Below are 25,765 nucleotides of genomic sequence, written 5' to 3'. Positions count from 1 at the left end.
TGCACTTGAGGTGAGATCACCTGAAAGGACCGTCAATATTCACCATATCGGGGCAAAAGTGCCTGACAGTCAATGGTTACCCCAACAGAAATCTTCGCTTATTCTGCTGGTGAAATATATAAGATTTTATATAATAATAAAATGAAGGTGAAGCCGCTAAAATTTATAGGATCAAGCTTGGATGATCTACGGAATTTCCCAGACGAAGCCCGCCGAGCAGCGGGTTTTGAACTTCGTGCGCTTCAAAACGGGCTTGACCCAAGTGACTGGAAGCCAATACAGGCCGTAGGTCCTGGAGCAAGAGAGATTCGTATCCATGAATTGGGTGAGTGGCGTGTCATCTATGTCGCTAAGTTGCACGATGCAGTCTACGTGCTTCATTCATTTCAGAAGACGAGCAGGAAAACGAGCAGACAAGATATCGAGTTGGCCCGCCAAAGATACAAACAGATTGGAGAGTAATCTATGGATGAGGAAATTTTTAGCTCTTCCGGGAATGTTTTTACGGATCTGGGGTTTTCACCGGATGAAGCCGCAATCCTTCAAATGCGTGCCGATCTTATGGCTGATCTTCGGAAGTTCATCAAGGCAAAAGAGCTCACTCAGGCCAAAGCAGCGGAAATCCTCGGTGTGAGCCAATCCAGAGTTTCCGACCTTATAAGAGGAAAATGGGAGAAATTTAGCCTCGAGATGCTCATTACTCTTGCCACAAGAGCCGGAATGCGGATCAGCCTCAGGACAGCAGCATGACCGATGGAAGAATAGAGACGCCCTTAACTTATTAATTTCACAAAGTGGTGGGGTGCCGCTCAGCCGCAGTGTTGCGCAAAGTATCAAACCAGATGGGAGGATTGGGATGCTATTGGAATACATACAGGCTGCGCTTCGCCGAGCGAAGTACGAGATTTTGCCAGACGACGGCAGCTACTATGGAGAGATCCCTGAGTGCGCCGGCGTCTACGCGAATGCAGAGACACTGGAAGAGTGCCGGGAAGAACTCCGGGAGGTGCTCGAAGAATGGGTTCTTTTTCGGGTTTACAAGAATCTCCCATTGCCGACAATTGATGGGATTGAGCTTCTTGTCAAGGAAGTCGCCTGATGCCACCCTTCGGGCCAATCAAGAGAAAAGATCTGGTCAGATATTTCGCGCAGTTGGGATTTGAGGGTCCTTACTCGGGTGGAAAACATCAGTTCATGGTCAAGGGCGACATCACCCTACGCATACCCAATCCCCATCATACCGACATCGGCAGGGAGCTCCTGCTCAGGATTCTACACCAAGCAGGAATCAGCAGGGATGCTTGGGAGAAACTATAGGCAGACCCTGCCCAACCCCTTCACGAATCTGAGGCTTCATGAAATCATCAAAGGGCCTCCGAAAGAAGCGTATTGGGGATATCGCCGCACCCTGACCTTTCGGGATAGTCTCATGAGTCATTTTCTGCACAACAAAAAGCGTTTTTTTCAAATCTTTTTTGTCGGCGGTCTTCTTCTCCTGTCCTGTCACTGTGCCCAAACGGGGCGCAAGGTCATTTCTTCGGGCCAGGAGGAAATTTCCGTCCAGTTCCAATACAGAAGCTCCGAGGCAAAAACGGTCTGCATTGCCGGCAGCTTCAACCAGTGGTCCGCCGAGGCAGACTGCATGCAGCGGGAAAACGACACATGGACTACCCGCCTTTCCCTTCCCAGGGGCAGGCATTCCTATGTTTTTGTTCTCGACGGAACGACTCGACAAGTCGATCCCGGCGCCGTTCTGGACGAGGACAACGGTTTTGGCGGCAAAAATTCCGTGTTGATTGTTGAATGATCTGTGACCTTGTTCGCCTCCGAGTTGTAAAAGGATTAAAATGGATTTCATCCTCAGAGGAAACAAGCCGCTTCATGGATCAGAGTGACGATCAACAGGTGATTGCCGCCGTTCTGGACGGAAATGCCGAGGCGTATGCCGTCCTGGTGGAAAGGTATCAGAAGCCGATTTTCAACCTCATGTACCGCATGACGCAATCACGTGCGGATGCGTTGGATCTTGCCCAGGACACGTTTATCAAGGCTTATGAGCAGCTGCATCGCTTCAAGGAAGGAAAGAAATTCTTCCCCTGGATTTACACCATCGGCGTCAATCGGTCGAAGAATTTTCTGAGGGAAAAGAAGCTCAAACAAACATGCTCCATGGAGGACTTCGAACCCGGCTCCGGTCTCGATTATCCGGCACAGCATGAAGAGGTGCTCTGCCAGCGGCTGGATTCGCAGCGCGTCGGTCGAGCGCTGCATCAACTTCCCATGGACTACCGGGAGGCCCTGATTTTGCGTTACCAGGAGGATTTTTCCATGGAGGAAATTGCATCGACCCTTGGACTCTCGGTGAGCGGAGCAAAGATGCGCGTGCATCGTGGTCTGGCCAGACTCAGGGAGGTTTTGCGGGGTATCGGTCATGAACAATGAACTGCAACAAGACGAGGTGTTGGCAAGGATCGAGCGCGGGATCCGAGAAGCCCCTTCTCTGGATCCTCCGGATTCGCTGCTGAGCTCTGTCATGGGAGCCGTGCGCACCCAAAAGAGGCCGTGGTGGTTTCGCGCTCTCCGTTGGGCCAGGTCGCCTCGATCCATTACCTTCACGCCGCTGCAATTGGTTCCTGCCGCTTCCATGCTCGTGGTGGCGTGCCTGGCTTCCGTCCTCTACCTTCGGGGCAGTGGGGATGCCCCCCAAGTGGTGACGCTCTCTCAGAACGAAGGCATTGCCGTGACGCTCTCGTTGAACCTGCCCGACGCACAACATGTCCGGGTGGTGGGATCCTTCAATGACTGGCATGCTCGGGGATACGAAATGCACAGAGAAGAAGGAACGGAGTCATGGACCTTAACCGTGCGCCTTCCCAAAGGACGATACGAATATGCTTTTGTGGTCGATGACGGCAAGATAATCCCTGATCCCTCGGCGGGGTTCTATCAGGATGACGGCTTTGGGCATCGAAATGCAGTTCTCATCGTAGGGAATCATGATGAAACGAACATTTAGCATACGGTTGTCTGCTCTGCTGCTGCTGCTCTCTGTGTGGACGGGTGTGTGCAGTGCTCTTGCCGGCGAAGGCCGCGGAAGCCTTGCTGATGCCGTCGCTGAAGCACAGCAGGCCGGGATACCTTCCGAGGATTTGAACCGGCTGTTGACCTTCGGGTATGAGAACCAGGTGGACCCGGAAGGGATGGCCCGCCTTGTAGGCATTCTGACAGAGGCTCATAAAGAAGACATTCCTTTGAAGCCTCTATGGAGCAAGATCCAGGAAGGACTGGCAAAACGCATCCCCATGCCTCGCCTGGAGGAGGTGGTGGCAAAAAAGGAGCAGGATTACCGCCTGGTCCAATCCTGGCTCGTTGAATACAACCGCACCCAGGCGAGTCACGTACGGGTACCCGAGGAAACGCTCATTCGGCTGACGGAGAGCCTCTACTGCGGGCTTTCAAAGGAGGAGCTGCGAGGGATGCTGGCACAGTTTCCAGGGGTCCCTCTCGGGACGATGACCCGCGGGGTGGAGGTCTTTGCTTCCCTCAGGCAGATGGCCTTTGACCCCAAGCTTTCCCGGGAGATTGTTTCCACGGGATTGAGCCGGAGCTTTTTTACTTCCAACGAAAGGGACTTCGTACGGTCCATAGACATCGCCAGGTCCAGAGGGCTGACGGACAAGGAAATAGCGGCGGCCGCCATGAGCGTTATGGAAATGCATGGCACGTACAGTGATTTTTCGGCCCGTGTGGGGGTTACGGAAAAAGACCTCGGGCAGTACGGGCCTCAGCTCGGAAAAGGAGACTCTTCCGGGAAGGCAGGTGGAGGGCATGGGCGGGGGGAGAGCGCCGGAGATCAGAGTGGAAAAGGAGGAGGCTTCGGCGGTGGCCCGGAAGGCTCCGGAGGTGGACCTGGTGGCTCGGGTGGGGGCTCTGGTGGAGGTGACGGCTCTGGTGGCTCTGGTGGCTCTGGTGGAGGCGGTGGCGGCTCCGGAGGTGGTGGCGGTGGCGGTGGAAGGTAGAGGCACTCCCCATCTTGATAGTGCATCGATTTTGACGGTTGCTCGGGGCGCCGTCTGAAATTGAATCAACACTCGCAGGAATAAACCTGGTTACTTGAGAGCAACAGACTGACATCCCCGCCAAATCCATCACCTGTCCCGAAGCTTTTGAAGTCGTCCTCTGAAGATGGAGGCAATAAAACGGCATCCATCATACAGGGTAGGGGTAGGTGCATTTCATGCACCATCCTTACTCCAAAATTCTTGTGTCACAATGGTGCGCAAAACGCACCCTACATTTACAAATGACGGATGAATAGGCAGGGTCAGCAGCTATTTCTTGCCTGGCCCATAAGTCAACAACATCACTGCCGTCCTTATCCGGCACGGTCCCATACGATAAAACCTTTCGCCGTGTACCAGCTGTTTTTCACCCTCATCGTTCTTCCCTTGCTTCTCCCTCAAAAAAAATTGTGACCATTTCCGAAGCCCGTTTGTATAGGGGGTAAGTAAGGGATGTTGGCAATCAAATAAGAACGAGAAAAGGAGAAACAATGAAGAAGGCTGTCAAATCGTGTTTGGTGCTGGCTATGGTTTTCGCTTTTGGTATTACATCGGTACAGGCTGCTGATAATATCCGGAATAGAGATAAGAAAAAAAATAGATCCTGCCAAAGCTACACGGCTCCCATCAAGGATGAAACCTTTTCACTGGCCGCCAAGAAACGCTCCAGAAGTGGAAACGGATCCGGTGCTCGTGACGGTTCTTGTCAAAGCTACACAGCTCCCATCAAGGATGAAGCCTTTTCACTGGCTGCCCAGAAGCGTTCCAGAAATGGAAACGGATCCGGCGCCCGTGACGGTTCTTGCCGCGGATAATCTAACCTAAACCAGTTAGCGCCAAAGATCGTAATTACACGGCCATTTCTTTGTAGGAGCGGCTTCCAGCCGTGACAGGAACGGATAACTGCAGCCCGTGTCGCGGCAGGATGCCGCTCCTACAAAAAGCAAAGAAAACATTGCTCCCTGCCCCCCACGGAGACAGGGAGCAATGGTAGCGCCATGGGAGGCGGAATTCTGGCGACAATTCCTGGTACTACAACAAGGGTTCTTCTGCAGAGAGGTTTTTTCACCACCATTTTTTGTGCCAGGAAAATGCGTGGTTGGGCAGATGCCCATCCTACGCTGGAGAGCAACATCTCGTTTTGATACCAGGTCATGGCTTTAACTGCGATGTAACTAAACCCGCCGGGCATCCAGCCCAAGAGCCCTGCGCTTGTCCTCGATATGCTGACGCAGGAAGACCGCCGCCTTTTCCGGGTCGGGCTCCACGGCAAAGGTGGCGCCCACCACGTCGTTGAGTCCGGACGTAAGCAGGTTAACGACGTTCATGCTGCCGGTGATGGGCGGCATGGGACCCAGGTGGGTGGTGACTCCCGATGCCACAAAGTAGACGGCGATGGTGACCGCCTTTTCCGAATACCACTCGGGCGCGGAACCCGCCACGGGAAGGTCGCTGATGTCCACCCCCAGGGCATCGGCAAGAGCCGACAGGAGCACCAGGATGCGCACGTTGTCCACGCAGCTTCCCAGGTGCAGCACCGGCGGGATTCCCAGGGCACGGCAGATCTCTTTGAGGCCCGGACCGGCCATTTCAGCGGCTTCAGGCATTTTGTAGCCTGCCTTCGCGTTGGCCACCGACACACACCCCGTATCCACCACCAGGATGTCGTTTTCCACGAGCCGCCGGGTGAGGGTCACATGCCCATAGTCGTGCTTGATCTTCGGGTTGTTGCAGCCGACGATGCCCACGGCGCCTCGAATCTTGCCTGCCTTGACGGCCTCCACCAGGGGCGCCGGTGTTCCTCCCAGCGCACCGAGAATGGCCTCCACGGAAAATCCCCCCATGGCCTCCCTCGGCTCCACGGGAATGAAAACCCGCCCACGGTTGACAAAATTTTCCACGGCCGTCCGCACCACCTGCATGGCTTTGGCCTCGGCATTGTCCGGGTGGAATTCATGGTGCTCCATGTGAGGAAACCGGGCTTTGTCGCTGGTGCTGATCATTTTCGTGTGGTAGCACGTGGCCGCCTGCCCCACCGAAGGCATGATGCACTGGTAATCGACGATCATCATATCCACGGCGCCGGTGGAGAGGATGAGCTCCGTCATGAGATGGTTGCCGGCCATGGCGATGCCCCGGCGCATGAGGAGCTCGTTTCCCGTGCAGCAGAGGCCCACCAGGTTGATGCCCTGGGCCCCCTTCTCTTTGGCCAGAGCCAGGAGCTCGGGAGCGGTACAGGCCTGGGAGACCATTTCCGACACGACGGGATTGTGGCCGTGGACGACAATGTTGACCTGGTCTTTCTTGAGCACACCGGCATTGACCGATGTGACTCTCGGTGTGGGCACGCCGAACAGGATGTCGGAAACTTCCGTGGCGATCATGGAGCCGCCCCAGCCGTCGGACAGGGCGTTGCGCATCCCCTGGAGGAGCAGGCTCTGCCAGTCGTTGTCCACCCCCATGTGCGTGCGGTGCATCATCTCGGAGGTTTCCCGGTCGATGCCCCGCGGCGTCAGACCGACACGATCCCACAGCTCCCGTCGCTTTTGGGGAGCGCGGGCCACCAGGTTGATGGCCCTGCGGCGCATGCCGTAGTCTTCCATCATGGCCTCAGCCAGCTCTCCAGCCAGGACGAGCACATCCTCCCCATCCGTAGTGATCCCGTATTCGGCGGCCAGCTTCTTCAGCTTGGCTTCATCCCGGATCTTGTAGCCCTTGGCCGTTCCATCGGCCACCCCGGCCAGGACTTCCACCAGGTCGCGGCCATGGTCCGAATGGGAGGCGGCTCCGGCGGCGATCATGCGGCACAGGTTGCGCGCCACGATGATGTCGGCGTCCGCACCGCAGACCCCTCTCTGCGGCCCTTCACCGAAGGGATCCACCCGGCACGGGCCCATGACGCAGATGCGGCAGCTCAACCCCATGTCACAAAAGCCACACTGAGGCTGCTGAGCAGTATGCCGCTCCCAGACAGTTTCGATTCCATCTTCTCGTGCCTTGGCGTACAGGCGGTCGGCATCTTGTGTCACAGACAGGCTGTGTTCAGGGTCAAACATGTTTCCCTCCTTCATGACCTTCATGGCTGGAATCAGCCCTTCAAGAGCTGCACTTGGGATTCTTTCATGGTCCGAAGCAGCCCCACACCCGGAGGCAGGACCGGTTCGCCGGCGCCCGAAGACATGCTGCGCGCCACGGCAAGGGTCTGGCGCTTCATGGCCGTGTCCCGCTCCTCGTAGGTGAGTGCCCCGACCTTGCAGGCTTCCACGCAGGCGGGGATTTGCCCCTCGGCCACCCGTGCGACGCAGTTGTCGCACTTGACCGCAACGGCACGGCCCGGCGGCCCCAGAGGATCCTCATGGAAGCGAATCACCCCGTAGGGGCAGGCCATGGCACAGGAAGCGCAGTTGATGCATCGGTCGGGATCGATCATCACCGTCTGGGTGCCTGCATGCCGGTAAATGGCTCCCGTCAGGCATGTCAGTTGGCAGGGCGCCGGATCACAGTGGCGGCAGCGATTGGGAAACCCTTCGTTGAAGCGCCCCGCTCCCACATGGACTCTCGGCTTGGGCTGGGGCGTTTCCAGCACGGCGCTGACCAGATGCCGAGTCCGCGAATGGGCCGTGGCGCACGCCGGCATGCACTGCATACAGCCCACGCATCTTTTGGGGTGGACAATCACTTCTTTCATGAACCCTCCTTATGCTTCAGGTTTGGAGACTTCCTCAAAAGCTCACGGGGAGACCGATGTTGCAGCGAAGATGCACCGATGCCTGGAATTTTGAGTCCGGCACTCAGGGTAAAAGGCAGGCGAAATTGAAATCGGGAGCCATGAGCCTGGATGTGGAGAGGCGGAGCGGAACCCGGTTTTCCATGAGGGCACACAGCACTCCCCCCTGCTCCACCTGGTTGACGAGCACCGCCCCCACCAGGATGTCGTCCTTCAGGACCAGGCTGCGATACCGCCCCTTGCCGGGGCCGCCGGACCACACGATGCGACACCCCTCTTCGGGGCCGGGATTGGCGTGCCCCAGGGTCAGGACATCCAGGTCATAAACCCTCAGAACATTCCGGCTCATGCTGCCGGGGTATACGACAGGGCGGCCGGCCATGTTCAGGCCGGCAATGCGCCCCTGTACCGCAGCTTCGGGCCAGAGGGCATTGACCCAGCGGCAGCCTCTCGAAATATCGACCGATTCGGCCACATCCCCTGCGGCATGGATTCCTGCGGCGCTGGTTTGGAGATGGTCGTCCACCACGACACCCAGATCCACATGGATGTGCTGCCGGGGGATGAAGTCCCGGCTGGGGAGCACACCCTTGGCGATGATGACCATGTCGCAGGGAAGCCGTGACCCGGTATCGGTGACGGCTGCCCGCACGACCCCGTTGCCCTCGAAGGCCCGCACGCTCCTCCCCACCAGGACCTTGAGTCCTCGGCGCAGGAGCTCGTCCAGGACCATCTTGCCCGCAATTTCGTCCACCTGCAGGGAAAGAGGGTAGCCGGAGGTAATGAGCAGGGTCACTTCCAGGCCCCGTTTGAGCAGTGCATAAGCCGCTTTGAGGCCCACCAGCCCCCCGCCCAGCACAAGGGCTCGGCGGGCGGTGGACAGTGCGGCCACTTGCTGACGCACATGGCTTTCGGTGCGCAGGTAGAAGATCCCGCCGAGATCCATGTGGGCAGCCCGCAGGGGACGAGGGTCCGCACCCGTTGCAATGAGCAGGCGGTCATAATCGATGCAGGTGGAATCGGCCAGCTGCACCCGTCGGTTCTCCACGTCAAGGCTCACCGCCCGTTGCCCCAGAACAGGCTTGATTTTCATGGATTCATAAAAGTCGGCGGGCCGTATGGGCAGCTTGTCGTGAGGTTCAGAGCCATCCAGCACATAGCTGATCATGGGGCGACTGTAGGGAAGGAAGGTCTCATCTCCCACCATCACGATCTCCCCCTCGAGGTCCAGCGTGCGAATGGCTTCGGCAGCACAGACACCGGCAATACCGTTACCCAGGATAACGTATTTCATCCTCCTCCCCCTTCCGATGATAAGTGATTGTAAGGATAAAAGAATGCCGGACCATTTACCAGAAAGATCTGTTGAAAATGCAGGTCACACCGGTGTTTGAATGACTGAATGAGAGGCAACAAAACCCTTGACCATTCATGCTGAATACGGATATCGTATTTCATACACCATACGATGAATGTTCTGCGACCGAAAGGCCCGGAAGTATCCGAGCATTCCCCATGATGGAACCAACCAGAGCAGGGGCGGCCATGGAATCCACCTGGCAAGAAGAAAGAAGAAATTCCAAAGATCGGCGGTCGAAGCCCACTTCACCCTTCAGCCTTGCGAGCCTGAGGGGGCGTCGGAAGCAGGCGCGAAGGGCCGAAGATGCGGCGGTGCACCGTTACGTGGACCTCTATGACGGGAGCAGCGTCTCGTGGACGTTCCTGACGCTCCTCCTCTCCCTCACGGATGCGTTCCTGACCCTGGAAATCACCGCACGGGGCGGCACGGAAGTCAATCCCTTCATGGATTTCTTCCTGGACCTTGGCCCGGTCCCCTTTATCCTGAGCAAGTACATCCTCACAGCCCTAGGGCTCCTCTGGCTGCTCATCCACAAAAACTTCGGCATTTTCACCGAGAGTCTCTCCGTACACTCTCTCCTCAGGATCTTTCCAGTCCTTTACGGCTGCCTCATCGTCTATGAACTGATCCTGATGTATTGGCCAGCAGAGGTCACTCCAGCGTCGGGATTGTGATAGGCCACCATCCAATTTCCACCATCACGCCGTTTTTTCCACCCGAACAGCGCAAACCTTGAACTCGGGGATTTTGGCAATGGGGTCCAACGCCGTCACGGTGAGGACGTTGGCTGCGGCCTCGGCAAAGTGAAACGGCATGAAAACCACGCCGGGACCCACCCGATCCGTGACCTTCACCTGCACGACGATACTTCCCCGGCGGGTGGTGAGCCGGGCAAGCTCCCTGTTGGCGATGCTCAACGCCTGCGCATCGGCCGGATTCAGCTCCACCCGGGCCTGAGATGCCAGGTCGTTGAGGCCTGAACATCGTCCCGTCATGGTGCGTGTATGATACTGGTAGAGGATCCGCCCTGTGGTGAGGATCAATGGATAGTCCCCCTCGGGCAGCTCATAGGGTTCCTCGTGCTCAACGGGGAAGAACAGCCCCCGGCCGCGGGCGAACCGTTCCTTGTGCAGGAAGGGGGTACCGGGATGCTCGGCATGGGTGCAGGGCCACTGGAGGGATTCTTTTTGGAGGCGATCATAAGTGATGCCGGCATAGCTCGGCGTACAGGCCGCGATCTCCCGGAAAATGGCCTCGGGCCCGTCGTACTGCCACCCAAGCCCCATGCGCCCGGCCAGATCGGTGAGAATTTCCCAGTCGGCACGCGCCTTCCCGGGTGGGTCCACCGCCTTGCGCACCCGCTGCACCCGGCGTTCCGTGTTGGTGAAGGTGCCGTCTTTTTCGGCAAAGCAGGCTGCGGGGAGCACCACGTCAGCCAGCCTGGCCGTTTCCGTGAGAAAAATGTCCTGGACCACGAGGAAATCCAGGCTCTCCAGGGCCTTCTTCACATGCGCGGAATCCGCATCCGACACCGCCGGATTTTCTCCGAGGATGAAAAGTCCCTTTATTTTTCCTTCCATAGCGCCGGGAAGCATCTCTGTCAGCGTCAGCCCCACCTGGGGGGACAGAGGCATCTTCCAGAGGGCTTCAAATTTCTCCCGGACCGCAGCATCGATCACCACTTGATAACCGGGAAGGACATTGGGAAGAGCGCCCATATCGCAACCTCCCTGGACATTGTTCTGCCCGCGCAGGGGGTTGACGCCGGCCGCTCTCCGTCCGACCTGCCCTGTCAGCATGGCCAGATTAGCCAGGGCTTTCACGTTGTCCGTGCCGTTGGTGTGCTGGGTGATCCCCATGGTGTACAGAATCATGGCGCTGCCCGCCTTGCCGTAGAGGAGCGCGGCCTTGACGAGGTCTTCCGCGGCGACGCAGGAGATGGCTTCCACCTTTTCGGGTGTGTAGGACGCTAGAATGGCTCGCAATGCTTCGAAGTTTTCACAGCGCTCCTGGATGAAGGCTTCATAGGCCAGGTTTTCCCGGAGGATGACATGCATGAGTCCGTTGATGACGGCAAGATCGGTCCCGGGACGCTGGCGCAGCCAGACGGCTGCATGCTCCACCAAGGGGATCCTGCGGGGATCGATGACGACGAGGTCGGCCCCCCTGCGAGCCACGGCCCGTTTCACGAAGGTCGAGATCACCGGATGCGTCTCGCTGGTATTTGAGCCGATGACGATGAAAGCATCGGCCTCTTCCATTTCGGCGATGGAATTGGTCATGGCTCCGGAACCGAAAGCAGCGGCCAGACCGGCCACCGTGGAAGAGTGTCAGAGGCGGGCGCAGTGGTCGATATTGTTCGTACCGAAGCCGGCTCGCACCAGTTTCTGCATGAGGTAGTTTTCTTCGTTGGTCACACGAGCGGAAGATAGACCTCCCAGGCAGTCTCCCCCATGGGCTTCCCGCAGCCGGAGGAAGCGTTCCGCGACCAGCTCCAGGGCTTCCTCCCAGCCGGCTTCCCGCAGCACGCCGTTTTCCCGAACGAGGGGCACGGTGAGGCGGTCCGGAGCATGGATGAAATCATAGCCAAAACGCCCTTTGACACAGAGGCGCCCTTCATTGGGAACAGCTCCTTCGACTCCCGTGACCTTGAGCACGCGTCCATCCTTGACGTGGAGCCACATCTGGCACCCGACCCCACAGTAGGGGCAGGTCGTGCGTATGCGATCCCCCTCACCGGGTCCGATCAGCCCGAACGCTTTCTTCTCGAATAATGCCCCTACGGGACAAGCCTGCACACACTCACCACAGTGAACACACCGCTCGTAGTCTGCCAGGGGAAACCAGCCTCGCGGCAGTGGCTTGTCTTCACGACGACCGAAAGGTTGGGGAATGGCCTCATTCACCTGCACCACATTGCAGGCCGCCACGCAGCGACCGCAAAGGATGCAACGACTGAAATCCCGCACCATGAGGGGAGTGTCGTCATCCAGGGGGAAATCCATATCCTGTGGAACCAGGTGCTCCGTATCCACACCGTATTCGACAATCAATTCCTGGAGCCGGCACTCGCCGTCGGCCGGGCAGTTCCTGTCGTGCCAGGGCCGCTGGGCCGATCGCCTGTGCGCCTCGGACCAGGTTTCCCGGGGGCGGTTCCAGGCAAAACAGGTGTGCTGACCACTCGCCACCAGCATTTCGAGAACCGTTTTACGCGCCTCCCTCACACGGAGGGTATCTGTGTGGATTTCCATTCCTTCGTTGGCCGGAGTGGCGCAGGCCGGCAGCAATCGATCGCTCCCCGCCACCTCCACGACGCAGATGCGACACACTTGCGCGTGATCTGCATCCTGAAGGTGGCATAGAGTCGGAATCTCCACACTATGCTCCGTGGCCACCTGCAGGATGGTGCGCCCGGCCTCAAACGATATTTCCCGCCCGTTCATCGAAAACTTAGACATGGCTCCCTCTCAAGCACCAGGCTTAAACCGCAGCCAGGGCGATGCGAAAACAGCGCAGGCATCGGGCTGCCTCTTTCACTGCCTGGGCCGGCTTGACTCCGGCTTCCACCTCCTCGAAATTCTTGATGCGCTCCTCGGGAGGCAGAACAGACCGATGCAGTTTCATAGTGGTATCCTGGAAGGGCATTTTTTCCTTGAAATAGAAGATGCCCAGTTTGGCAATGAGCTTTTCCAGCCAGTCGCCGTCACTGGGGGCACACGCCCCCGTTTCCAGGTACTGGGCTATGAAGCGCGCCGCATTCTTGCCGGCAGCCAGAGCTCCGATGAGTGTCGCCGGTCCCGTGACGCAGTCTCCCCCGGCAAAAATCCAGGGCTGCCGAGTCTGCCCCGTGATCTCATCCACCACCAGGGTCTTCCACCGTGAAATATCCACTTCCTCGGACGGAAGCACGCAGTCTACGACACAGGTCTGACCGATGGCGGGCACGATGGCGTCGCAGGGAATGACAAAATTGGAGCCTTTCACGGGAACCGGCTGTCTACGCCCGGAAGCGTCGGGGGCACCGAGCTCCATCTTTTCACACTCGAGTCCCGTCACTTTTCCTTCGGACGCAATGATTTTCACGGGCGCCACCAGGTAGTGGAACTTGACCCCTTCCTGCTGGGCTTCACGAATCTCCTGAGGATCCGCGGGCATTTCCGCCTGGGTACGCCGGTAAATGAGGTTGACGTCTTCAAAGCCCATGCGCAGGGCCGACCGCACGCAGTCCATGGCCACATTGCCGCCGCCGATCACCAGCAGCTTTTTGCCCTCCATGGGACGCTCGTTCCGGGACACCCGACGCAGGAATTCGATGCCCGTCATAAAACACTGATACCCGGCATCCTCCCCTTCACAGCGCATCTTGGCCGACTCCGTCGCCCCCACCCCCACAAAAACGGCAGCGTAGCCCTCCCGGATCAAGTCGTCCACCGTGATATCGACTCCCACCCGGACACCATAGCGGATTTCGGCTCCCAGCTTTTCCGCATGAGACGCCTCGCCCCTCAGGATGAAACGCGGGAGCCTGTAATGGGGAATCCCCACGGCGGCCATGCCGCCCGGCTCGTCCAGGGCTTCGAAGAGGGTGGAGCGGTAGCCGGCCAGTCCCAGGTGATAGGCACACGCAAGACCGGCGGGACCGGCGCCGACAATGGCCACCTTCCGATCCTTGGCCGGCCCTGCCTGCAGGGGCGGCTCCGCATGCGTCTCCAATTCCCTGTCTGCCGCATAGCGCTTGAGGGCGCGGATGGCGATCCCCACATCCACCCGCTGGCGCCTGCAGTTGAATTCGCAGGGCCTGGTGCAGACCCGCCCGATGACTCCCGGGAGGCAGCAGTCCCGACGGATGGTGACCAAGGCGTCGTCCCACCGTCCGAAGCGGATCTTTTCCACGTAATCCGGAATGTTCAAATGAGAAGGACAGGCGTTGGTGCAGGGAGCCGTTACCTTCATGACGTAGTTTCCCCGGGGAATCGGCTCCCCCTTTTCCATGACCTCCAGCAAGGCCTCCCTGCGGTGAGCCAGGATGTCCAGTAGCGGCCTGGGGGTTGTCTGCCCGATGTCGCAGCGGGCCATGTTCATCATGGTTCGTGCCAGGGCTTCCATGCGATGGAGATCCTCCGGATCGCCTCCACCCGCACCAATCTTCTCCAGGATGCCACAGATTTTTTCCGTACCGAGACGGCAGGGAAAGCACTGTCCGCAGGATTCCTTCCGCGCCTGTTCCATATATGCTGACACCATGGCCACCAGGTTCGCAGATTCGTCATGGACGAAAAGTCCGTCCCATCCCATGAAGGCTTTGAGGGGACGCCCCGGAGAGAATTCCACGGGCAGGGTGTCCGGTGGAACCTGCCCGCGCCCCGGCACCCAGCTTCCCCATGTGGAAAAGGTCTGGTTGGTCATCAGGATTCCTTTATCCGTCCGAGTTTGAAACAGCTATGAAATGTGCTATGTATCTGCGGAAAAGTAGGCCCTCGGGGTTGATCTGCCGATGCCGAGGGTTTAAATGTTCAAAATGATTCACAGGATTTCCCTGCAGGGAGAAGAACATCCCGCCGATGCGGCATCCATGGACGGCGTGGCAATGGGTCCAACGATCCTCCGAGGTTTGGAAGTGGAACATAAAAAGCATGAGATCCGGGCGCTCTGCATTCTCACCATAACCCTCCTCGTCTTCTTCAGCCTGATTTCCTATCATACCTCAGACCTGACCTTTTTCAATGCTTCCGAGACGCACCGCCCCCCCAGCAATTGGGTGGGGACCCTGGGGGCCAACATCTCCTGGATCTTTTTCTTTTTCTTCGGTCTGGGCGCCTTTGCCTTTACGGCTCTGGGATTCTGGTACAGTTGCTCCCTGTTCCGGGGTGAGGTCCATCTGCCCTACGGCCGCATCCAGGTGACGGGATGGGTGCTCCTCTTCTTCAGTTCCATCAGCTTGGCGGCACTCCATCAGCCCAAGATACATTTCTTCGGCCAGCAGATCCTGACGGGCGGTGAAATCGGAGTGCTCCTGGCTCAATTCCTGTCACGAAAGCTGAACTTTTTGGGGACCCATATCCTGCTGGTGGGAACCACCCTGATCGCTCTCCTGCTTTCGACTCCCTTGACCCTGGAATCCGCCTGGGAATGGATGTGCCGGCGGGCCTCCTCGGGAGGAAGAAGCGCTTTCACCGGGATCGTGCGCCTGTGTCAAAGAATGCATTTCCCTCGCTTGGAAGCACAGGAGTCCATCCCCGTCGCCGTCCCCAGGGCGCGTCAACCGAAGTTTTCCCCTCCCTCCACGGAGGCGATTCCCGCTGCAGTAGCAGTAGACCCACCGAGTGCGCCTCCGGCTCCGACAGCGGCCTTGCCCGTACCTGCGGGGAAAAAGGTGGTGAAGGACACGCCGTCCCCAAAGCCCCCGCCTTCCTCCAGCGGCGAATTTACCCTTCCCCCCCTGGATCTATTGGAAATTTACGAAACAGGACAGTACAAACCGGATCCCAGGAAATTGGAGGCCAATGCCGCCGTGTTGCAGGAAAAGCTCGCCGATTTCGGCGTTCACGGGCAGGTGAAGGGAATCTCTCCCGGGCCGGTCATCACTATGTACGAATATGCGCCTGCACCGGGGATCAAGATCAGCCGAATCGTCGGCCTTTCGGATGACCTGGCCATGGCCCTCAAAGCCGTCAGTATCCGCGTGGTGGCCCCCATCCCCGGCAAGGCCGCCATTGGGATCGAAATCCCCAATGAGCGTCGCGAGCTTGTTTCCATCCGCACCGTCATCGAATCCCAGGCCTTTGCCGCTTCCCTTTCTCCACTGACCATCGCCCTGGGTAAGGACATCACGGGGCAGCCGGTGGTGGCCAACCTTGCCAAAATGCCCCATCTCCTCATCGCCGGAGCCACGGGCACGGGTAAGAGCGTCTGCATCAACGCCGTTCTCAGCAGCCTGCTATTCCGCAACACGCCTGACGACATGCGCCTGCTCCTCATTGATCCCAAGCGCATCGAGCTCAGCTCCTACGAAGGCATCCCCCAACTGGTCCACCCCGTGGTGACGGACGCGAAAATGGCGACGCGAGCCCTCAAGTGGGCGGTACAGGAAATGGAATTGCGCTACAAGCTCCTGGCCGACAAGAATGTACGCAACATCGAGGGCTACAACCGGGCCCTGGCCCGTGAGCAGGCGGCCGCCCAACCGGATTCCACGGCGCCGGAAGAGACGGGGCTCAGGCACCACCATTTGCCGTACATCGTCATCATCATCGATGAACTGGCTGACCTCATGATGGTCGCCTCCCGCGAGGTGGAAGAATCCATCACCCGGCTCGCTCAAATGGCCCGGGCCTGCGGAATCCATCTCATCCTGGCCACTCAGCGACCTTCGGTGGATGTTCTCACGGGCATCATCAAAGCCAACATCCCCACCCGCATTTCCTTCCAGGTCTCTTCGCGCATCGATTCGCGCACCATTCTGGACGGCTCAGGCGCCGAGAGCCTGCTGGGATCGGGGGACATGCTCTTTCTGCCTCCGGGGACAGCCAAGGTGCAGCGCATCCACGGCGCCTTCATTTCCGATGGCGAAGTGCTGCAACTCACCCAGTTCTGGCAAGGGCAGCAGCCGGCCGAAGACCCGCTGGGCGAGCGGGTGAACTTCCAGGAGCAGACCTTATCCGACGGGACTCAGGAAGAAGAGCTGGACGAGAAGTACGAGGAAGCCATCGAGCTCGTGCTGGAAACCCGGCAGGCATCGATTTCCATGTTGCAAAGAAGGCTTAGGGTAGGATACAACCGTGCAGCCCGGATGATCGAAATGATGGAGCAGCAGGGCATCGTGGGTGCATCCGATGGAGTCAAACCACGGGAGGTCCTTGGTAGAAGTGCCTCATGACGGGAAAACCGTAGAGCAAGAGAGTCAAAGCGAGAAATTGATGAAAAAAGGAAACCTGAAAAGGTTGGTTTTGTATTGGGCAGGTGTCGTATGCCTGGGAGGCATATTCATCGTGTGCACGGCCCACGCCGCAGATCGGCTGGTGCTGGGCGATATCCTGAAAAAGACGGAATCCTATTACAAGGGCATCAACGCCTTTACGGCGCATTTTCGACAGACGACGGCTTCGGCTGCCGCCGGGGCCATGAAGACGGAGGCCTCGGGAGTGCTTTACTACGAGAAGCCCCGCCAGATGCGCTGGGAATATACGGAGCCCGAAGCGCAGGTCTTCGTTGCCAATCATGAATTGGCGTGGCTCTACGTCCCTTCGGAGAAGCAGTTTTCCCTGTTCGACGCAGGGACTTTCTTTTCATCTCCCCTGGCGCAGACGTTTTTCGACGGGATGGTGGAACTGAGGAAAAACTTCGAAGTCAACCTCGATTCCAAGCAGACCACTCAGGATGCAGCCGTGCTCCGGCTCATCCCCCGCCAGGAGGACCCCAACATCCAGTCCCTGCTCCTGTGGGTGGATCTGGCCACCTATCGGATTCTCAGCATCGAAAGCCGTGATGCCCTGGGGAACACCAATCGCATCGTCCTCGACACTCAGAAGCCCGAAGCCAGTTTGGACCATAAACTGTTCGAACTGGATATTCCACCCGCCGCGGTGGTGGTCGACAGTGAAGGACGTGAATTGAATCCTTCAGAGATCCAGAAGCTCAAAGCAAAGCTCCCATCGAAATAGGACCCCTCATGAACCAAGAAGACCTGATCCAGAGCATTCTGCGTTTGAAGCAGCAAAAGAACGCCGTCATCCTGGCCCACAATTATCAGCCCCCAGCCATCCAGGATATTGCCGATATGACCGGGGATTCTCTCGAGCTCAGCCGGAAGGCGGCATCCACCACCGCAGACGTCATCGTTTTTTGCGGAGTCGCCTTCATGGCTGAAACGGCCGCCATCCTCAATCCCGGTAAAACCGTCCTCCTGCCGCGACTGGATGCGGGCTGCCCCATGGCGGACATGATCACCCCGGACGATGTGCGAGCCGTGCGCGCGAAGCATCCGGGAATCCCCATCGTCACCTATGTGAATTCCACAGCCGCCGTCAAAGCCGAAAGTACGGTGTGCTGCACCTCCGCCAATTCCATTCACGTGGTGGAATCCTTCACGGAGCACGATGCGGTCTACATGGCTCCCGATCAGAACCTCGCCAAATACACCGCGCGGCACACTCGAAAAAAGGTCTATCACTGGAATGGGTACTGCCCCATCCACCACAACCTGACAGTAGAAGCCGTCCAGAAAAAGAAGAAGGAGCATCCCGACGCTCTCTTCCTGGCGCACCCCGAGTGTCCTCCGGAAATCCTGGATCTTGCGGACATGGTCCAGAGCACGTCGGGAATGCTCCGCTTTGTGGCAGAAAGCCCCCACAAGGCCTTCATCATCGGGACGGAAGAAGGGATTCTCCATCCCATGCGGAAGAAGAATCCTGAAAAACTCTTCTACTCCGTTTCCGGTACGATGGTCTGTCCGGACATGAAAAAGACGTCGTTGGAGGATGTCCTCCTCGCCATGGAAACGCTGCAACCACGGGTCAGTGTCCCTGAAGGAATTCGCATCAGGGCGCTGGATGCTGTCGAAAGAATGTTGAATATCGGATAACCGCCGTTTTTGAACTCACCTTTAGGACTTTCAAGAAAGGATACACATGCGCCGCAAGAAAAGATTGAGAAAGAAGCTTCGCGTAGGAGAATTCAAAGAGCTCGGTTTCTTGGTTCGGTTCGAATTCGCCCAAGACCTTCCGGCCGAGAAGTGCAATGAACTGCTGGACGACTTCCTCTCCAAAGCCATTGAAGCCAACGGGCTCTTGTTCGGGGGCGGTGGATACGGAGATTCCTGGGAAGGACTGGTGATTCTCGATGCCACGCGCGGGTCTGTCACGGAAGAAGACCGGGAAAAGGTCAACGGATGGTTCCAGGCCCAAACCCAGGTGAAAAGCTTTGATGTGGGTCCCCTCATCGATGCATGGTACGGCAGTTGATCTTGAAGGTTTTATAACGAGCATCCTTTTCCGGTGAATATTAAGGGACGCTGATGGACCCTGGCTAACGCGCGCTGAAGACGGTGATAAACTCTGATGTTGTGGTTTTTATCATCGTCTATCGGCCGGCCTCCGCCTGGATGGTCGTCCCATTTTCCATCGACACTTTTCAAGACACTGCAGCGAGGAATGCCCAATGCCACCAGGCATGCCCTTGAGGCCACGCCTTGCCGTCACCCTGGGAGACCCCTGCGGGGTTGGACCTGAGATCATCGTCAAGGCTCTTGCCAAGCTGAAAGACAATTCCGAAGCTTTACCATTGGTCATTGGCGACAGGCTGGCTGTACAAAGGGCCATCGACCTGGTGGGTGCTCCTTTGAGAATTCAAACGGTGGAGGATCCTTCGGAGGCTCCCGCATTCTCCGAGGAGGGGACCCTCTATGTCAAAACACCGAGCTCCCTGGGCCTCGATGACATCGACTACGGACGTCCGACACCGACGGCCTGCCATTCCATCGTCCAAAGCATCCGCATTGCCGTTTCCTGGGCCATGGAGGGCAAGATCGACGCCATGGTGACCTGCCCCATCCACAAGGCCAACCTGCACCTGAACGGCTTTGCTTTTCCCGGCCATACGGAATTTCTCCAGGAACTGACCCATACCCCTCACGTGGTGATGATGCTGGCAGGGCCGCGCCTTCGGGTAGCCCTCGCCACCATCCATCATGCCCTTGCCCATGTCCCCCGCCTGCTGACCCCCGAAACGCTGCGCCAAACCATAGAGATCACGGCACATGCCCTGCACAGGGATTTTGGACTGTCCGTTCCCCGCCTGGCGGTCGCTGCACTCAATCCTCATGCGGGAGAAGCGGGACGCTTCGGCAACGAAGAAAACGACATCATCGAGCCCGTCATCCGCTCATTCAGCGATTCCTTTTGCCGGGTGAGCGGCCCCTATTCGCCCGATACGCTCTTTCACCGTGCCTATGAAGGCGAATTCGATGCCGTCATCGCCATGTATCACGACCAGGGGCTGATCCCCGTCAAGCTCGTCCATTTCTACGATGCGGTGAACGTGACCTTGGGGCTCCCCATCGTACGCACTTCCGTCGATCACGGAACCGCCTATGATATCGCAGGGACGGGAAAGGCTCAGCCTCACAGCCTCTTAGCTGCAATCCAGCTCGCTGCGACCATCGCTCAAAACCGCAGGAATCTCCCGGGCCGGCCATGAAGGGCGGTCCTGCAGTGCACTGTCAGAACTCCAGCCCATGGACCAGGATCCCTCCATCGTCATCGTCGGCGCACGCCAGCACAACCTGAAAGGCGTTAACCTGACCCTCCCCCGGAACCGGCTCATCGTCATCACGGGGGTCAGTGGGTCAGGAAAGTCCTCCCTGGCTTTCAACACGTTGTATGCCGAAGGGCAGCGCCGTTACATCGAAGCCCTTTCCACGTCCGCCAGGCACTTTCTCCACCAGCTCGACGCCCCCAAAGTCGATGAAATCAGGGGATTGAGCCCTTCCATCGCCATCGAGCAGAAGGGGCTTCCCAGAAATCCACGATCCACTGTGGGGACCTTGACGGAAATTCACGACCACCTCCGCCTCCTCTATACTCACCTGGGAACGCCCTACTGTCCCCAATGCGACATTCCCATAAAGGCCTACACCGTGCCTCAGATGGGCCAGGAGGTCCTTCACGGCTGGCCTGAAGGAACCCGTTTGCTGATCGTCGCTCCCCTTGAGAATGCTCCCGAGAAGGAGCTTCCCAGGATCCTTGCCGGGCTCCGGAAGGACGGCTTCGCACGCATCCGCTTCGAAGGGCAGGTCTACGACCTGGAGCCTTTGCCGCGACTGCCACGCCGGCCTTCTTACACTTTGGAAGTCGTCGTCGATCGCGTCATCCTGAGGAGAGAGCAACAGGGACGTCTCCTGGAGTCTCTGGAGCTTGCATCCAGGAAGGGACGCGGTGTGGTGAGGGTTGTGGGCATGGAGTCAGGCGAAAGGCTTTTCAGCGAATCGCATCATTGCCTCTCATGCGGTTTCACTGCTCCGGAATTGTCTCCCGCCCTCTTTTCCTTTCACCATCCATTGGGGGCTTGCCCCAGATGCAATGGGCTTGGGTACATTCCCCTGGAAGAAACCGGTTCGCGCAAGCGCGGTAAGCATGGCGTATCCATGCCACCTCAGGGAGGTTCTTCAGACGATTCTCGCCACGAAGGGGACATGGATGATGAAAGCCCCGAGGAGGGCCGATGGATTTGCACGGCCTGCATGGGCAGCCGCTTCGGTCAGGTCACTCGCTTCGTGCGCCTGGGAGGGTTGGGGATTCATGAGGTGTCTCAGCGTTCCATCCCGCAGCTTCACCGCTGGCTGGCGGATTTATCCCTTACGGAGGCTGAAGCGCAGATTGCAGAACGGCTGCGGCGGGAAATCCTCTTCCGTCTCAAAAGCCTTGAAGAGCTGGGGCTTTCCTATCTCACCCTGGATCGATCCGCCAATACCCTTTCAGGGGGCGAGGCTCAGCGCATCCGCCTCGCACACCAGGTCAGCGCACCTCTCTCGGGCATTCTCTATGTTCTGGACGAGCCCAGCATCGGCCTGCACCCCCGTGACCACGACCGCCTCATTCGAATCCTCCTGCGTCTTCGGGATGCCGGCAACACCATGGTGGTGGTGGAGCACGACCGGGAAACGATTCTTCAGGCCGACTACCTGGTGGATATGGGCCCCGGTGCCGGAATCCAAGGGGGAGAGGTGCTCTTTGCCGGACCCCCCGATTCCCTGCAGGGAAATTCCCGGTCCCTGACCGCACAGTATCTTACAGGCCGGCGATCCATCGCCGTTTCGCCCCGCCGGAAGCCTTTCGCCGACGGGACATTGACCCTTGCAGGAGCGCGCGGGCATAACCTCAAGAACATCACCGTACATATTCCCCTGAAGCGCCTCGTTTGCGTCACCGGCGTGTCGGGATCGGGCAAGAGCACGCTGGTGCTGCAGACCCTTCACCGGGCTCTCGCTCAAAGACTGTACGGCAGCAAGGCCAGGCCGGAGCCTTTCGATCACCTGGAGAACGCCGACGGAATCGAGAAGGTTGTTCTCATCGATCAGTCGCCCCTGGGGCGGACACCCCGCTCCACCCCTGCGACCTATTCCGGGGTATTCGACCTCATTCGCCAGATTTATTCCAGGCACCCTGAATCTAGGGCCCTGGGCTACGGTCCCGGGCGGTTCTCGTTCAATGCCAAGGGAGGCCGATGTGAGAGCTGCAAAGGCGACGGACTGCAGCGCATCGAAATGTTTTTTCTGCCCGACGTTTACGTCACGTGCCCCTTCTGCGGCGGAAGCCGCTATAACGCAGAGACCTTGAAGATACAGATCAAGGGCAAATCCATGGCCGACATCCTGGAAATGACGCTCATGGAGGCTGCCGCATTTTTCGAGAATTTTCCCGCCATTCGCCATAAGCTCCAGGCGTTTCTGGAAGTGGGGCTGGGCTATGTTCGCCTGGGCCAGCCCGCCACGACACTTTCGGGCGGTGAAGCTCAGCGCATCAAGCTTGCCACGGAGCTCAGCCGAAAAACGGGAGGAAAAACGCTCTACATCCTCGACGAACCGACAACAGGCCTGCATTTCGAGGACATACGCCGACTCCTCCAGATCCTTCAACGACTGGTAGACCTTGGAAATACGGTCATCTTGATCGAGCACCACCTGGATGTCGTCAAAACGGCGGACTATGTCATCGACCTGGGACCCGAAGGGGGGGAAGGGGGCGGGACCATCGTGGCTGCAGGGAGCCCTGAAGAGGTGGCGCAAGCCGGGGGCTCCCATACCGGGCACTATTTGAGCCGCATCTTGTCATAATGGAGGGGCATTCCGCATGACACCGCAGTGCACCCCAACAGCCGGAATGCATCAAACGCCGCTGGACAGATGATAGGCAATGGAATCCAGCTTGATGGTAAAGTCGACATTTTCCACGTGGCAGCAGTCAGGGACCTGGATCTGCACGGGTGCGAAGTTCAGGATGCCGTTGATCCCCGCCAGGACCAGCTGATTGGCAATGCTCTGGGCTTCGCTGGCAGGAGTCGTAATGAGCCCCACGTGCACGTCACGCTCTTTGATGAGCTCTTCCAACTCATCCACGTGATTGATGATGAGCCCCGTGGGCAGGCGTTTTCCCACCTTTTGGGGATCCACATCGAAGGCTGCAGTGAAAACGTAGCCGTGCTTCACGAAGTTAGCATGGCGGATGAGGGCGGAACCGAGGTTTCCCAGCCCGATCATGGCGAGATTCCACGGCCGCTGCAGCCCCAGAATCTCCTTGATCTGGTTGACCAGATCATTGACACGATAACCGACTCCCCGCACGCCGAACTCGCCGAAATAGGCCAGGTCTTTGCGGATCTGGGCCGGATTGACCCCACACTGCTTGGCCAGTCGTTCGGAAGAAATGACATCCACATCCTCATCCAGCAGATCCTGAAGAGTCCGCATGTATATCGAAAGTCGGTTGATGGTAGCCATGGGGATCTTGGCAAATTTCATTCTTAGACCTCAATATCTTGGGACAACGACGTTCAACAGGAGAGTCGACCCATGCATTTTTGCCTTTAGGGCATCGCTAATGTGAGATTATTCACATTAATGAGCCAAAAAATAGGCCCGGTGCAGGAACTTCGAGGACAAACGGTGATGCAGGGGTAAGATCGAGCCTTACCCCTGCATGCACAGAACCATTCGCTTGCTCAAAGCCCCTTAATTATTTCACCAGACCTACAAAACCTTGAATCAGCTTGGAGACAGGGTTTGCGTAGATGAGGATCAGGGCAACGACGAGAGCGTAAATGGAGAGAGACTCGATCATGGCAAGACCGATCAGCATGGTCACGGTTACTTTACCGGAAGAGTCGGGGTTGCGAGCGATACCTTCAACTGCGCCCTTCACTGCCATGCCCTGGCCGATACCGCAGCCGAAAGCTGCGATAGCGATACCGAAACCGGCCGCGACTGCGGAATACACGAAGAAACTGATGCCTGCAGCCTTCTCGCCGCCACCAGCAGCTGCGTCAGCAGCCAATGCCATCGTAGCCAATCCAAGTACCAACAACGTCGTGAGCAATGCAACTTTCTTAGACATGAAATAACCTCCTGCTTTGGTTGAATGAAATGTGGATAAAACCTTCACTATACACACGGCCTTCCCGTAACCGCCAAATCAGTGGGCATGTTCCAGAGCACCTGCAAAGTACATCATGGAGAGCAGGCAGAAAATGAATGCCTGGATGAAGCCCGTGAACAACCCCAGAAACATCATGGGCAGGGGCGCCAGATAAAGCCCTGCAAGGAAGAAGAGGATCCCGAGCACCAGCTCTTCGCCGAACACGTTACCGAAAAGACGAATGGAGAGGCTGAGTACGCGGGCGATGTGACCGATGAGCTCGATGGGCATGATGAGGGGGACCAGCCACCAGACAGGACCCATAAAATGCTTGATGTACTTGGCTCCGTGAGCCCGAATGCCGATGACATGCGTGAAAACCACCACGATGAGGGCGCATGCCGCCGTCGTGTTGATGTTCGCAGTGGGCGCGAAGAAGCCCGGGATCATCCCCAGATAGTTGCTGAGGAGGATAAAGAAGCCCAGGGTGGCGATGAGGGGAAACACGAATCTACCATGCTCGCCCGTAATCCCGATCATGAAGTCCTCGATCCCGGAGATGACGACCTCGAACACATTCTGACCACCCGCTGGAACCATTTCCAGGCGGCTCACCGCAAGCTTGCCGATAACCAGAAGGACCAGCATCACCAGCCACGTATACGTCACGTGCGGCTGAAGCACTTGCTCCAAAAGGGTATGAGCCTCTTCCGCTCCCACCACGGGCAGGCCCAACTTTCCAAACAGGATATTCAGGAAAAGAATTGGGTGTTCCATACGCTAACTGTCCCCCCTTTTTGATAACATCACCAAATACTCCAGTCCTCCAACCATAACGATACTCAATATGACCACCGACAAGCCCACCACAAACGCGATAGGATTGGCCCAACCGTAGTACATGACAACAAACACCAGAAAGAGGGTCCCCAAAAACCGAGCGTAATAACTGGCGAAGAGCCCGCCCTTCCGAGGGATTTTTCCGGGGGTTTGAAAAGCTTTTCTCAGTTGCCACTTGAGCACTTGAAAGCTCGAGGTTGCAATGGCTCCCCCCAGGAATACTCCGACAGCCATCTGCAACGAGAAAAAAATCCACGCCCCTGCCGTCATCACCACCAGAAGAAGGCCACCCACCCACTCGATACGCCACAAAAGCTTTTCGCTGGGAAGGATATCCCTCACTTCTTGCTCAGGTCCTGTTCATCTTCTTTTTGCTGCTTGACGGCGAAGCGGTAATAGTTGAGAAACCCCGCAGCAATTCCGAAGACCATGAAGATCAGAGCCAGCCATGGAAAAGTTCCGAATCGATTGTCCAGCCAAACGCCGATCCCCAGGCCGATAAAAATGGAGAAAGCCACCTGGAAGCCGACGGTGCTGGCGTTTGCCATCTGGCGCAAGTATTTTTTATTCTCTTCTTTCATGGCCCACTTCGTGTAAATGTTCACACAGGTACCTAGCATAGGTCCAGGTGTCAGTCAATGTTTTTTTCGGA

Annotated in this window: 26 protein-coding genes; 16 read left to right on the top strand and 10 right to left on the bottom strand. The window is 57.8% G+C overall.

The window, feature by feature from the left end; genetic code table 11:
- The first annotated feature begins 141 nt into the window (after positions 1–141).
- From MWC30_RS02035 to MWC30_RS02000, 9 genes are all read left to right on the top strand, one after another.
- Positions 142–462, top strand: coding sequence for a type II toxin-antitoxin system RelE/ParE family toxin (locus tag MWC30_RS02035; protein ID WP_368860784.1), 321 nt, complete (start codon positions 142–144; stop codon positions 460–462).
- Positions 463–465: 3 nt separating this feature from the next.
- On the top strand, positions 466–750 hold the full coding sequence (locus tag MWC30_RS02030) for a helix-turn-helix domain-containing protein (protein WP_244082481.1): 285 nt from the start codon (positions 466–468) through the stop codon (positions 748–750).
- Positions 751–856: 106 nt separating this feature from the next.
- The gene (locus MWC30_RS02025) at positions 857–1,099 is read left to right on the top strand and encodes a type II toxin-antitoxin system HicB family antitoxin (protein ID WP_368860780.1); all 243 of its coding nucleotides are present in this window, start codon (positions 857–859) and stop codon (positions 1,097–1,099) included.
- The gene (locus MWC30_RS22820) at positions 1,099–1,317 is read left to right on the top strand and encodes a type II toxin-antitoxin system HicA family toxin (RefSeq protein WP_368860779.1); all 219 of its coding nucleotides are present in this window, start codon (positions 1,099–1,101) and stop codon (positions 1,315–1,317) included. Before MWC30_RS02025 ends, MWC30_RS22820 begins: the two co-directional genes overlap by 1 nt.
- Entirely contained in the window at positions 1,298–1,807 is a 510-nt protein-coding gene (locus MWC30_RS02020; protein ID WP_244082479.1) for a hypothetical protein, read from the top strand. The genes MWC30_RS22820 and MWC30_RS02020 overlap by 20 nt, the downstream gene beginning before the upstream one ends.
- 74 nt (positions 1,808–1,881) lie before the next feature.
- Positions 1,882–2,442, top strand: a complete 561-nt coding sequence (locus MWC30_RS02015) for an RNA polymerase sigma factor (protein ID WP_244082478.1) — start codon at positions 1,882–1,884, stop codon at positions 2,440–2,442.
- Complete coding sequence (locus MWC30_RS02010; protein WP_244082477.1) at positions 2,432–3,016, top strand: glycogen-binding domain-containing protein; 585 nt, start codon at positions 2,432–2,434, stop codon at positions 3,014–3,016. The genes MWC30_RS02015 and MWC30_RS02010 overlap by 11 nt, the downstream gene beginning before the upstream one ends.
- Positions 3,000–4,019, top strand: coding sequence for a hypothetical protein (locus MWC30_RS02005; RefSeq protein WP_244082476.1), 1,020 nt, complete (start codon positions 3,000–3,002; stop codon positions 4,017–4,019). The genes MWC30_RS02010 and MWC30_RS02005 overlap by 17 nt, the downstream gene beginning before the upstream one ends.
- Before the next feature lie 533 nt (positions 4,020–4,552).
- Positions 4,553–4,876: a hypothetical protein gene (locus MWC30_RS02000; RefSeq protein WP_244082475.1), complete on the top strand. Its 324-nt coding sequence runs from the start codon at positions 4,553–4,555 to the stop codon at positions 4,874–4,876.
- A gap of 360 nt (positions 4,877–5,236) precedes the next feature.
- On the opposite strand, the gene cooS is transcribed toward MWC30_RS02000, so the two are convergent.
- From cooS to MWC30_RS01985, 3 genes are all read right to left on the bottom strand, one after another.
- On the bottom strand, positions 5,237–7,117 hold the full coding sequence (cooS, locus tag MWC30_RS01995; protein WP_244082474.1) for an anaerobic carbon-monoxide dehydrogenase catalytic subunit: 1,881 nt from the start codon (positions 7,115–7,117) through the stop codon (positions 5,237–5,239).
- 32 nt (positions 7,118–7,149) lie between these two features.
- Complete coding sequence (locus MWC30_RS01990) at positions 7,150–7,749, bottom strand: 4Fe-4S dicluster domain-containing protein (protein WP_244082473.1); 600 nt, start codon at positions 7,747–7,749, stop codon at positions 7,150–7,152.
- A 103-nt stretch (positions 7,750–7,852) separates the two neighbouring features.
- Positions 7,853–9,082, bottom strand: coding sequence for an NAD(P)/FAD-dependent oxidoreductase (locus MWC30_RS01985; protein ID WP_244082472.1), 1,230 nt, complete (start codon positions 9,080–9,082; stop codon positions 7,853–7,855).
- Positions 9,083–9,303: 221 nt separating this feature from the next.
- Here MWC30_RS01985 and MWC30_RS01980 point away from each other — a divergent pair, with 221 nt between their 5' ends.
- Positions 9,304–9,822 (top strand): DUF5658 family protein, encoded by a 519-nt coding sequence (locus MWC30_RS01980; RefSeq protein ID WP_244082471.1) that lies wholly within the window; start codon positions 9,304–9,306, stop codon positions 9,820–9,822.
- A gap of 24 nt (positions 9,823–9,846) precedes the next feature.
- Here the strand turns inward: MWC30_RS01980 and fdhF are convergent, their stop codons facing one another.
- Together fdhF and MWC30_RS01970 are read right to left on the bottom strand one after the other, a co-directional pair.
- Positions 9,847–12,606 carry a formate dehydrogenase subunit alpha gene (fdhF, locus tag MWC30_RS01975; protein WP_254006155.1) on the bottom strand — a complete coding sequence of 920 codons (2,760 nt, stop codon included), beginning with the start codon at positions 12,604–12,606 and terminating at the stop codon, positions 9,847–9,849.
- A gap of 22 nt (positions 12,607–12,628) precedes the next feature.
- On the bottom strand, positions 12,629–14,554 hold the full coding sequence (locus tag MWC30_RS01970; RefSeq protein ID WP_244082470.1) for an FAD-dependent oxidoreductase: 1,926 nt from the start codon (positions 14,552–14,554) through the stop codon (positions 12,629–12,631).
- A 103-nt stretch (positions 14,555–14,657) separates the two neighbouring features.
- Here MWC30_RS01970 and MWC30_RS01965 point away from each other — a divergent pair, with 103 nt between their 5' ends.
- The 6 genes from MWC30_RS01965 to uvrA all read left to right on the top strand — a co-directional run bounded on the left by MWC30_RS01965 (position 14,658) and on the right by uvrA (position 22,976).
- On the top strand, positions 14,658–17,024 hold the full coding sequence (locus MWC30_RS01965) for a DNA translocase FtsK (RefSeq protein WP_244082469.1): 2,367 nt from the start codon (positions 14,658–14,660) through the stop codon (positions 17,022–17,024).
- Positions 17,025–17,064: 40 nt separating this feature from the next.
- On the top strand, positions 17,065–17,808 hold the full coding sequence (locus tag MWC30_RS01960) for an outer membrane lipoprotein carrier protein LolA (RefSeq protein WP_244082468.1): 744 nt from the start codon (positions 17,065–17,067) through the stop codon (positions 17,806–17,808).
- A gap of 8 nt (positions 17,809–17,816) precedes the next feature.
- The gene (gene nadA, locus MWC30_RS01955) at positions 17,817–18,728 is read left to right on the top strand and encodes a quinolinate synthase NadA (RefSeq protein WP_244082467.1); all 912 of its coding nucleotides are present in this window, start codon (positions 17,817–17,819) and stop codon (positions 18,726–18,728) included.
- 46 nt (positions 18,729–18,774) lie between these two features.
- On the top strand, positions 18,775–19,107 hold the full coding sequence (locus tag MWC30_RS01950; RefSeq protein ID WP_244082466.1) for a 50S ribosome-binding protein YggL: 333 nt from the start codon (positions 18,775–18,777) through the stop codon (positions 19,105–19,107).
- A 196-nt stretch (positions 19,108–19,303) separates the two neighbouring features.
- Positions 19,304–20,341 (top strand): 4-hydroxythreonine-4-phosphate dehydrogenase PdxA, encoded by a 1,038-nt coding sequence (gene pdxA, locus MWC30_RS01945; protein WP_244082465.1) that lies wholly within the window; start codon positions 19,304–19,306, stop codon positions 20,339–20,341.
- A gap of 37 nt (positions 20,342–20,378) precedes the next feature.
- Complete coding sequence (gene uvrA / locus MWC30_RS01940; RefSeq protein WP_244082464.1) at positions 20,379–22,976, top strand: excinuclease ABC subunit UvrA; 2,598 nt, start codon at positions 20,379–20,381, stop codon at positions 22,974–22,976.
- A 51-nt stretch (positions 22,977–23,027) separates the two neighbouring features.
- On the opposite strand, the gene MWC30_RS01935 is transcribed toward uvrA, so the two are convergent.
- From MWC30_RS01935 to MWC30_RS01915, 5 genes are all read right to left on the bottom strand, one after another.
- Complete coding sequence (locus MWC30_RS01935) at positions 23,028–23,660, bottom strand: redox-sensing transcriptional repressor Rex (RefSeq protein WP_244082463.1); 633 nt, start codon at positions 23,658–23,660, stop codon at positions 23,028–23,030.
- Between the two features lie 214 nt (positions 23,661–23,874).
- On the bottom strand, positions 23,875–24,252 hold the full coding sequence (gene atpE / locus MWC30_RS01930; RefSeq protein ID WP_244082462.1) for an ATP synthase F0 subunit C: 378 nt from the start codon (positions 24,250–24,252) through the stop codon (positions 23,875–23,877).
- Between the two features lie 78 nt (positions 24,253–24,330).
- On the bottom strand, positions 24,331–25,050 hold the full coding sequence (gene atpB, locus MWC30_RS01925) for a F0F1 ATP synthase subunit A (RefSeq protein ID WP_244082461.1): 720 nt from the start codon (positions 25,048–25,050) through the stop codon (positions 24,331–24,333).
- Positions 25,051–25,053: 3 nt separating this feature from the next.
- Positions 25,054–25,455 (bottom strand): ATP synthase subunit I, encoded by a 402-nt coding sequence (locus MWC30_RS01920; RefSeq protein WP_244082460.1) that lies wholly within the window; start codon positions 25,453–25,455, stop codon positions 25,054–25,056.
- Entirely contained in the window at positions 25,452–25,694 is a 243-nt protein-coding gene (locus MWC30_RS01915) for an AtpZ/AtpI family protein (RefSeq protein WP_244082459.1), read from the bottom strand. Before MWC30_RS01915 ends, MWC30_RS01920 begins: the two co-directional genes overlap by 4 nt.
- Between the last annotated feature and the right edge of the window lie 71 nt (positions 25,695–25,765).

It is taken from the genome of Desulforhabdus sp. TSK (genome assembly GCF_022836495.1).
Classification (GTDB): Bacteria; Desulfobacterota; Syntrophobacteria; order Syntrophobacterales; family Syntrophobacteraceae; genus Desulforhabdus.
This window is presented reverse-complemented; position numbering and strand designations above follow the sequence as displayed.

Bases quoted from the DNA above. Each gene is read 5' to 3' on its own strand.
- MWC30_RS02035 (WP_368860784.1), top strand. From the start codon at position 142: ATGAAGGTGAAGCCGCTAAAATTTATAGGATCAAGCTTGGATGATCTA.
- MWC30_RS02030 (WP_244082481.1), top strand. From the start codon at position 466: ATGGATGAGGAAATTTTTAGCTCTTCCGGGAATGTTTTTACGGATCTG.
- MWC30_RS02025 (WP_368860780.1), top strand. From the start codon at position 857: ATGCTATTGGAATACATACAGGCTGCGCTTCGCCGAGCGAAGTACGAG.
- MWC30_RS22820 (WP_368860779.1), top strand. From the start codon at position 1,099: ATGCCACCCTTCGGGCCAATCAAGAGAAAAGATCTGGTCAGATATTTC.
- MWC30_RS02020 (WP_244082479.1), top strand. From the start codon at position 1,298: ATGCTTGGGAGAAACTATAGGCAGACCCTGCCCAACCCCTTCACGAAT.
- MWC30_RS02015 (WP_244082478.1), top strand. From the start codon at position 1,882: ATGGATCAGAGTGACGATCAACAGGTGATTGCCGCCGTTCTGGACGGA.
- MWC30_RS02010 (WP_244082477.1), top strand. From the start codon at position 2,432: ATGAACAATGAACTGCAACAAGACGAGGTGTTGGCAAGGATCGAGCGC.
- MWC30_RS02005 (WP_244082476.1), top strand. From the start codon at position 3,000: ATGAAACGAACATTTAGCATACGGTTGTCTGCTCTGCTGCTGCTGCTC.
- MWC30_RS02000 (WP_244082475.1), top strand. From the start codon at position 4,553: ATGAAGAAGGCTGTCAAATCGTGTTTGGTGCTGGCTATGGTTTTCGCT.
- cooS (WP_244082474.1), bottom strand. From the start codon at position 7,117: ATGTTTGACCCTGAACACAGCCTGTCTGTGACACAAGATGCCGACCGC.
- MWC30_RS01990 (WP_244082473.1), bottom strand. From the start codon at position 7,749: ATGAAAGAAGTGATTGTCCACCCCAAAAGATGCGTGGGCTGTATGCAG.
- MWC30_RS01985 (WP_244082472.1), bottom strand. From the start codon at position 9,082: ATGAAATACGTTATCCTGGGTAACGGTATTGCCGGTGTCTGTGCTGCC.
- MWC30_RS01980 (WP_244082471.1), top strand. From the start codon at position 9,304: ATGATGGAACCAACCAGAGCAGGGGCGGCCATGGAATCCACCTGGCAA.
- MWC30_RS01970 (WP_244082470.1), bottom strand. From the start codon at position 14,554: ATGACCAACCAGACCTTTTCCACATGGGGAAGCTGGGTGCCGGGGCGC.
- MWC30_RS01965 (WP_244082469.1), top strand. From the start codon at position 14,658: ATGTTCAAAATGATTCACAGGATTTCCCTGCAGGGAGAAGAACATCCC.
- MWC30_RS01960 (WP_244082468.1), top strand. From the start codon at position 17,065: ATGAAAAAAGGAAACCTGAAAAGGTTGGTTTTGTATTGGGCAGGTGTC.
- nadA (WP_244082467.1), top strand. From the start codon at position 17,817: ATGAACCAAGAAGACCTGATCCAGAGCATTCTGCGTTTGAAGCAGCAA.
- MWC30_RS01950 (WP_244082466.1), top strand. From the start codon at position 18,775: ATGCGCCGCAAGAAAAGATTGAGAAAGAAGCTTCGCGTAGGAGAATTC.
- pdxA (WP_244082465.1), top strand. From the start codon at position 19,304: ATGCCACCAGGCATGCCCTTGAGGCCACGCCTTGCCGTCACCCTGGGA.
- uvrA (WP_244082464.1), top strand. From the start codon at position 20,379: ATGGACCAGGATCCCTCCATCGTCATCGTCGGCGCACGCCAGCACAAC.
- MWC30_RS01935 (WP_244082463.1), bottom strand. From the start codon at position 23,660: ATGAAATTTGCCAAGATCCCCATGGCTACCATCAACCGACTTTCGATA.
- atpE (WP_244082462.1), bottom strand. From the start codon at position 24,252: ATGTCTAAGAAAGTTGCATTGCTCACGACGTTGTTGGTACTTGGATTG.
- atpB (WP_244082461.1), bottom strand. From the start codon at position 25,050: ATGGAACACCCAATTCTTTTCCTGAATATCCTGTTTGGAAAGTTGGGC.
- MWC30_RS01915 (WP_244082459.1), bottom strand. From the start codon at position 25,694: ATGAAAGAAGAGAATAAAAAATACTTGCGCCAGATGGCAAACGCCAGC.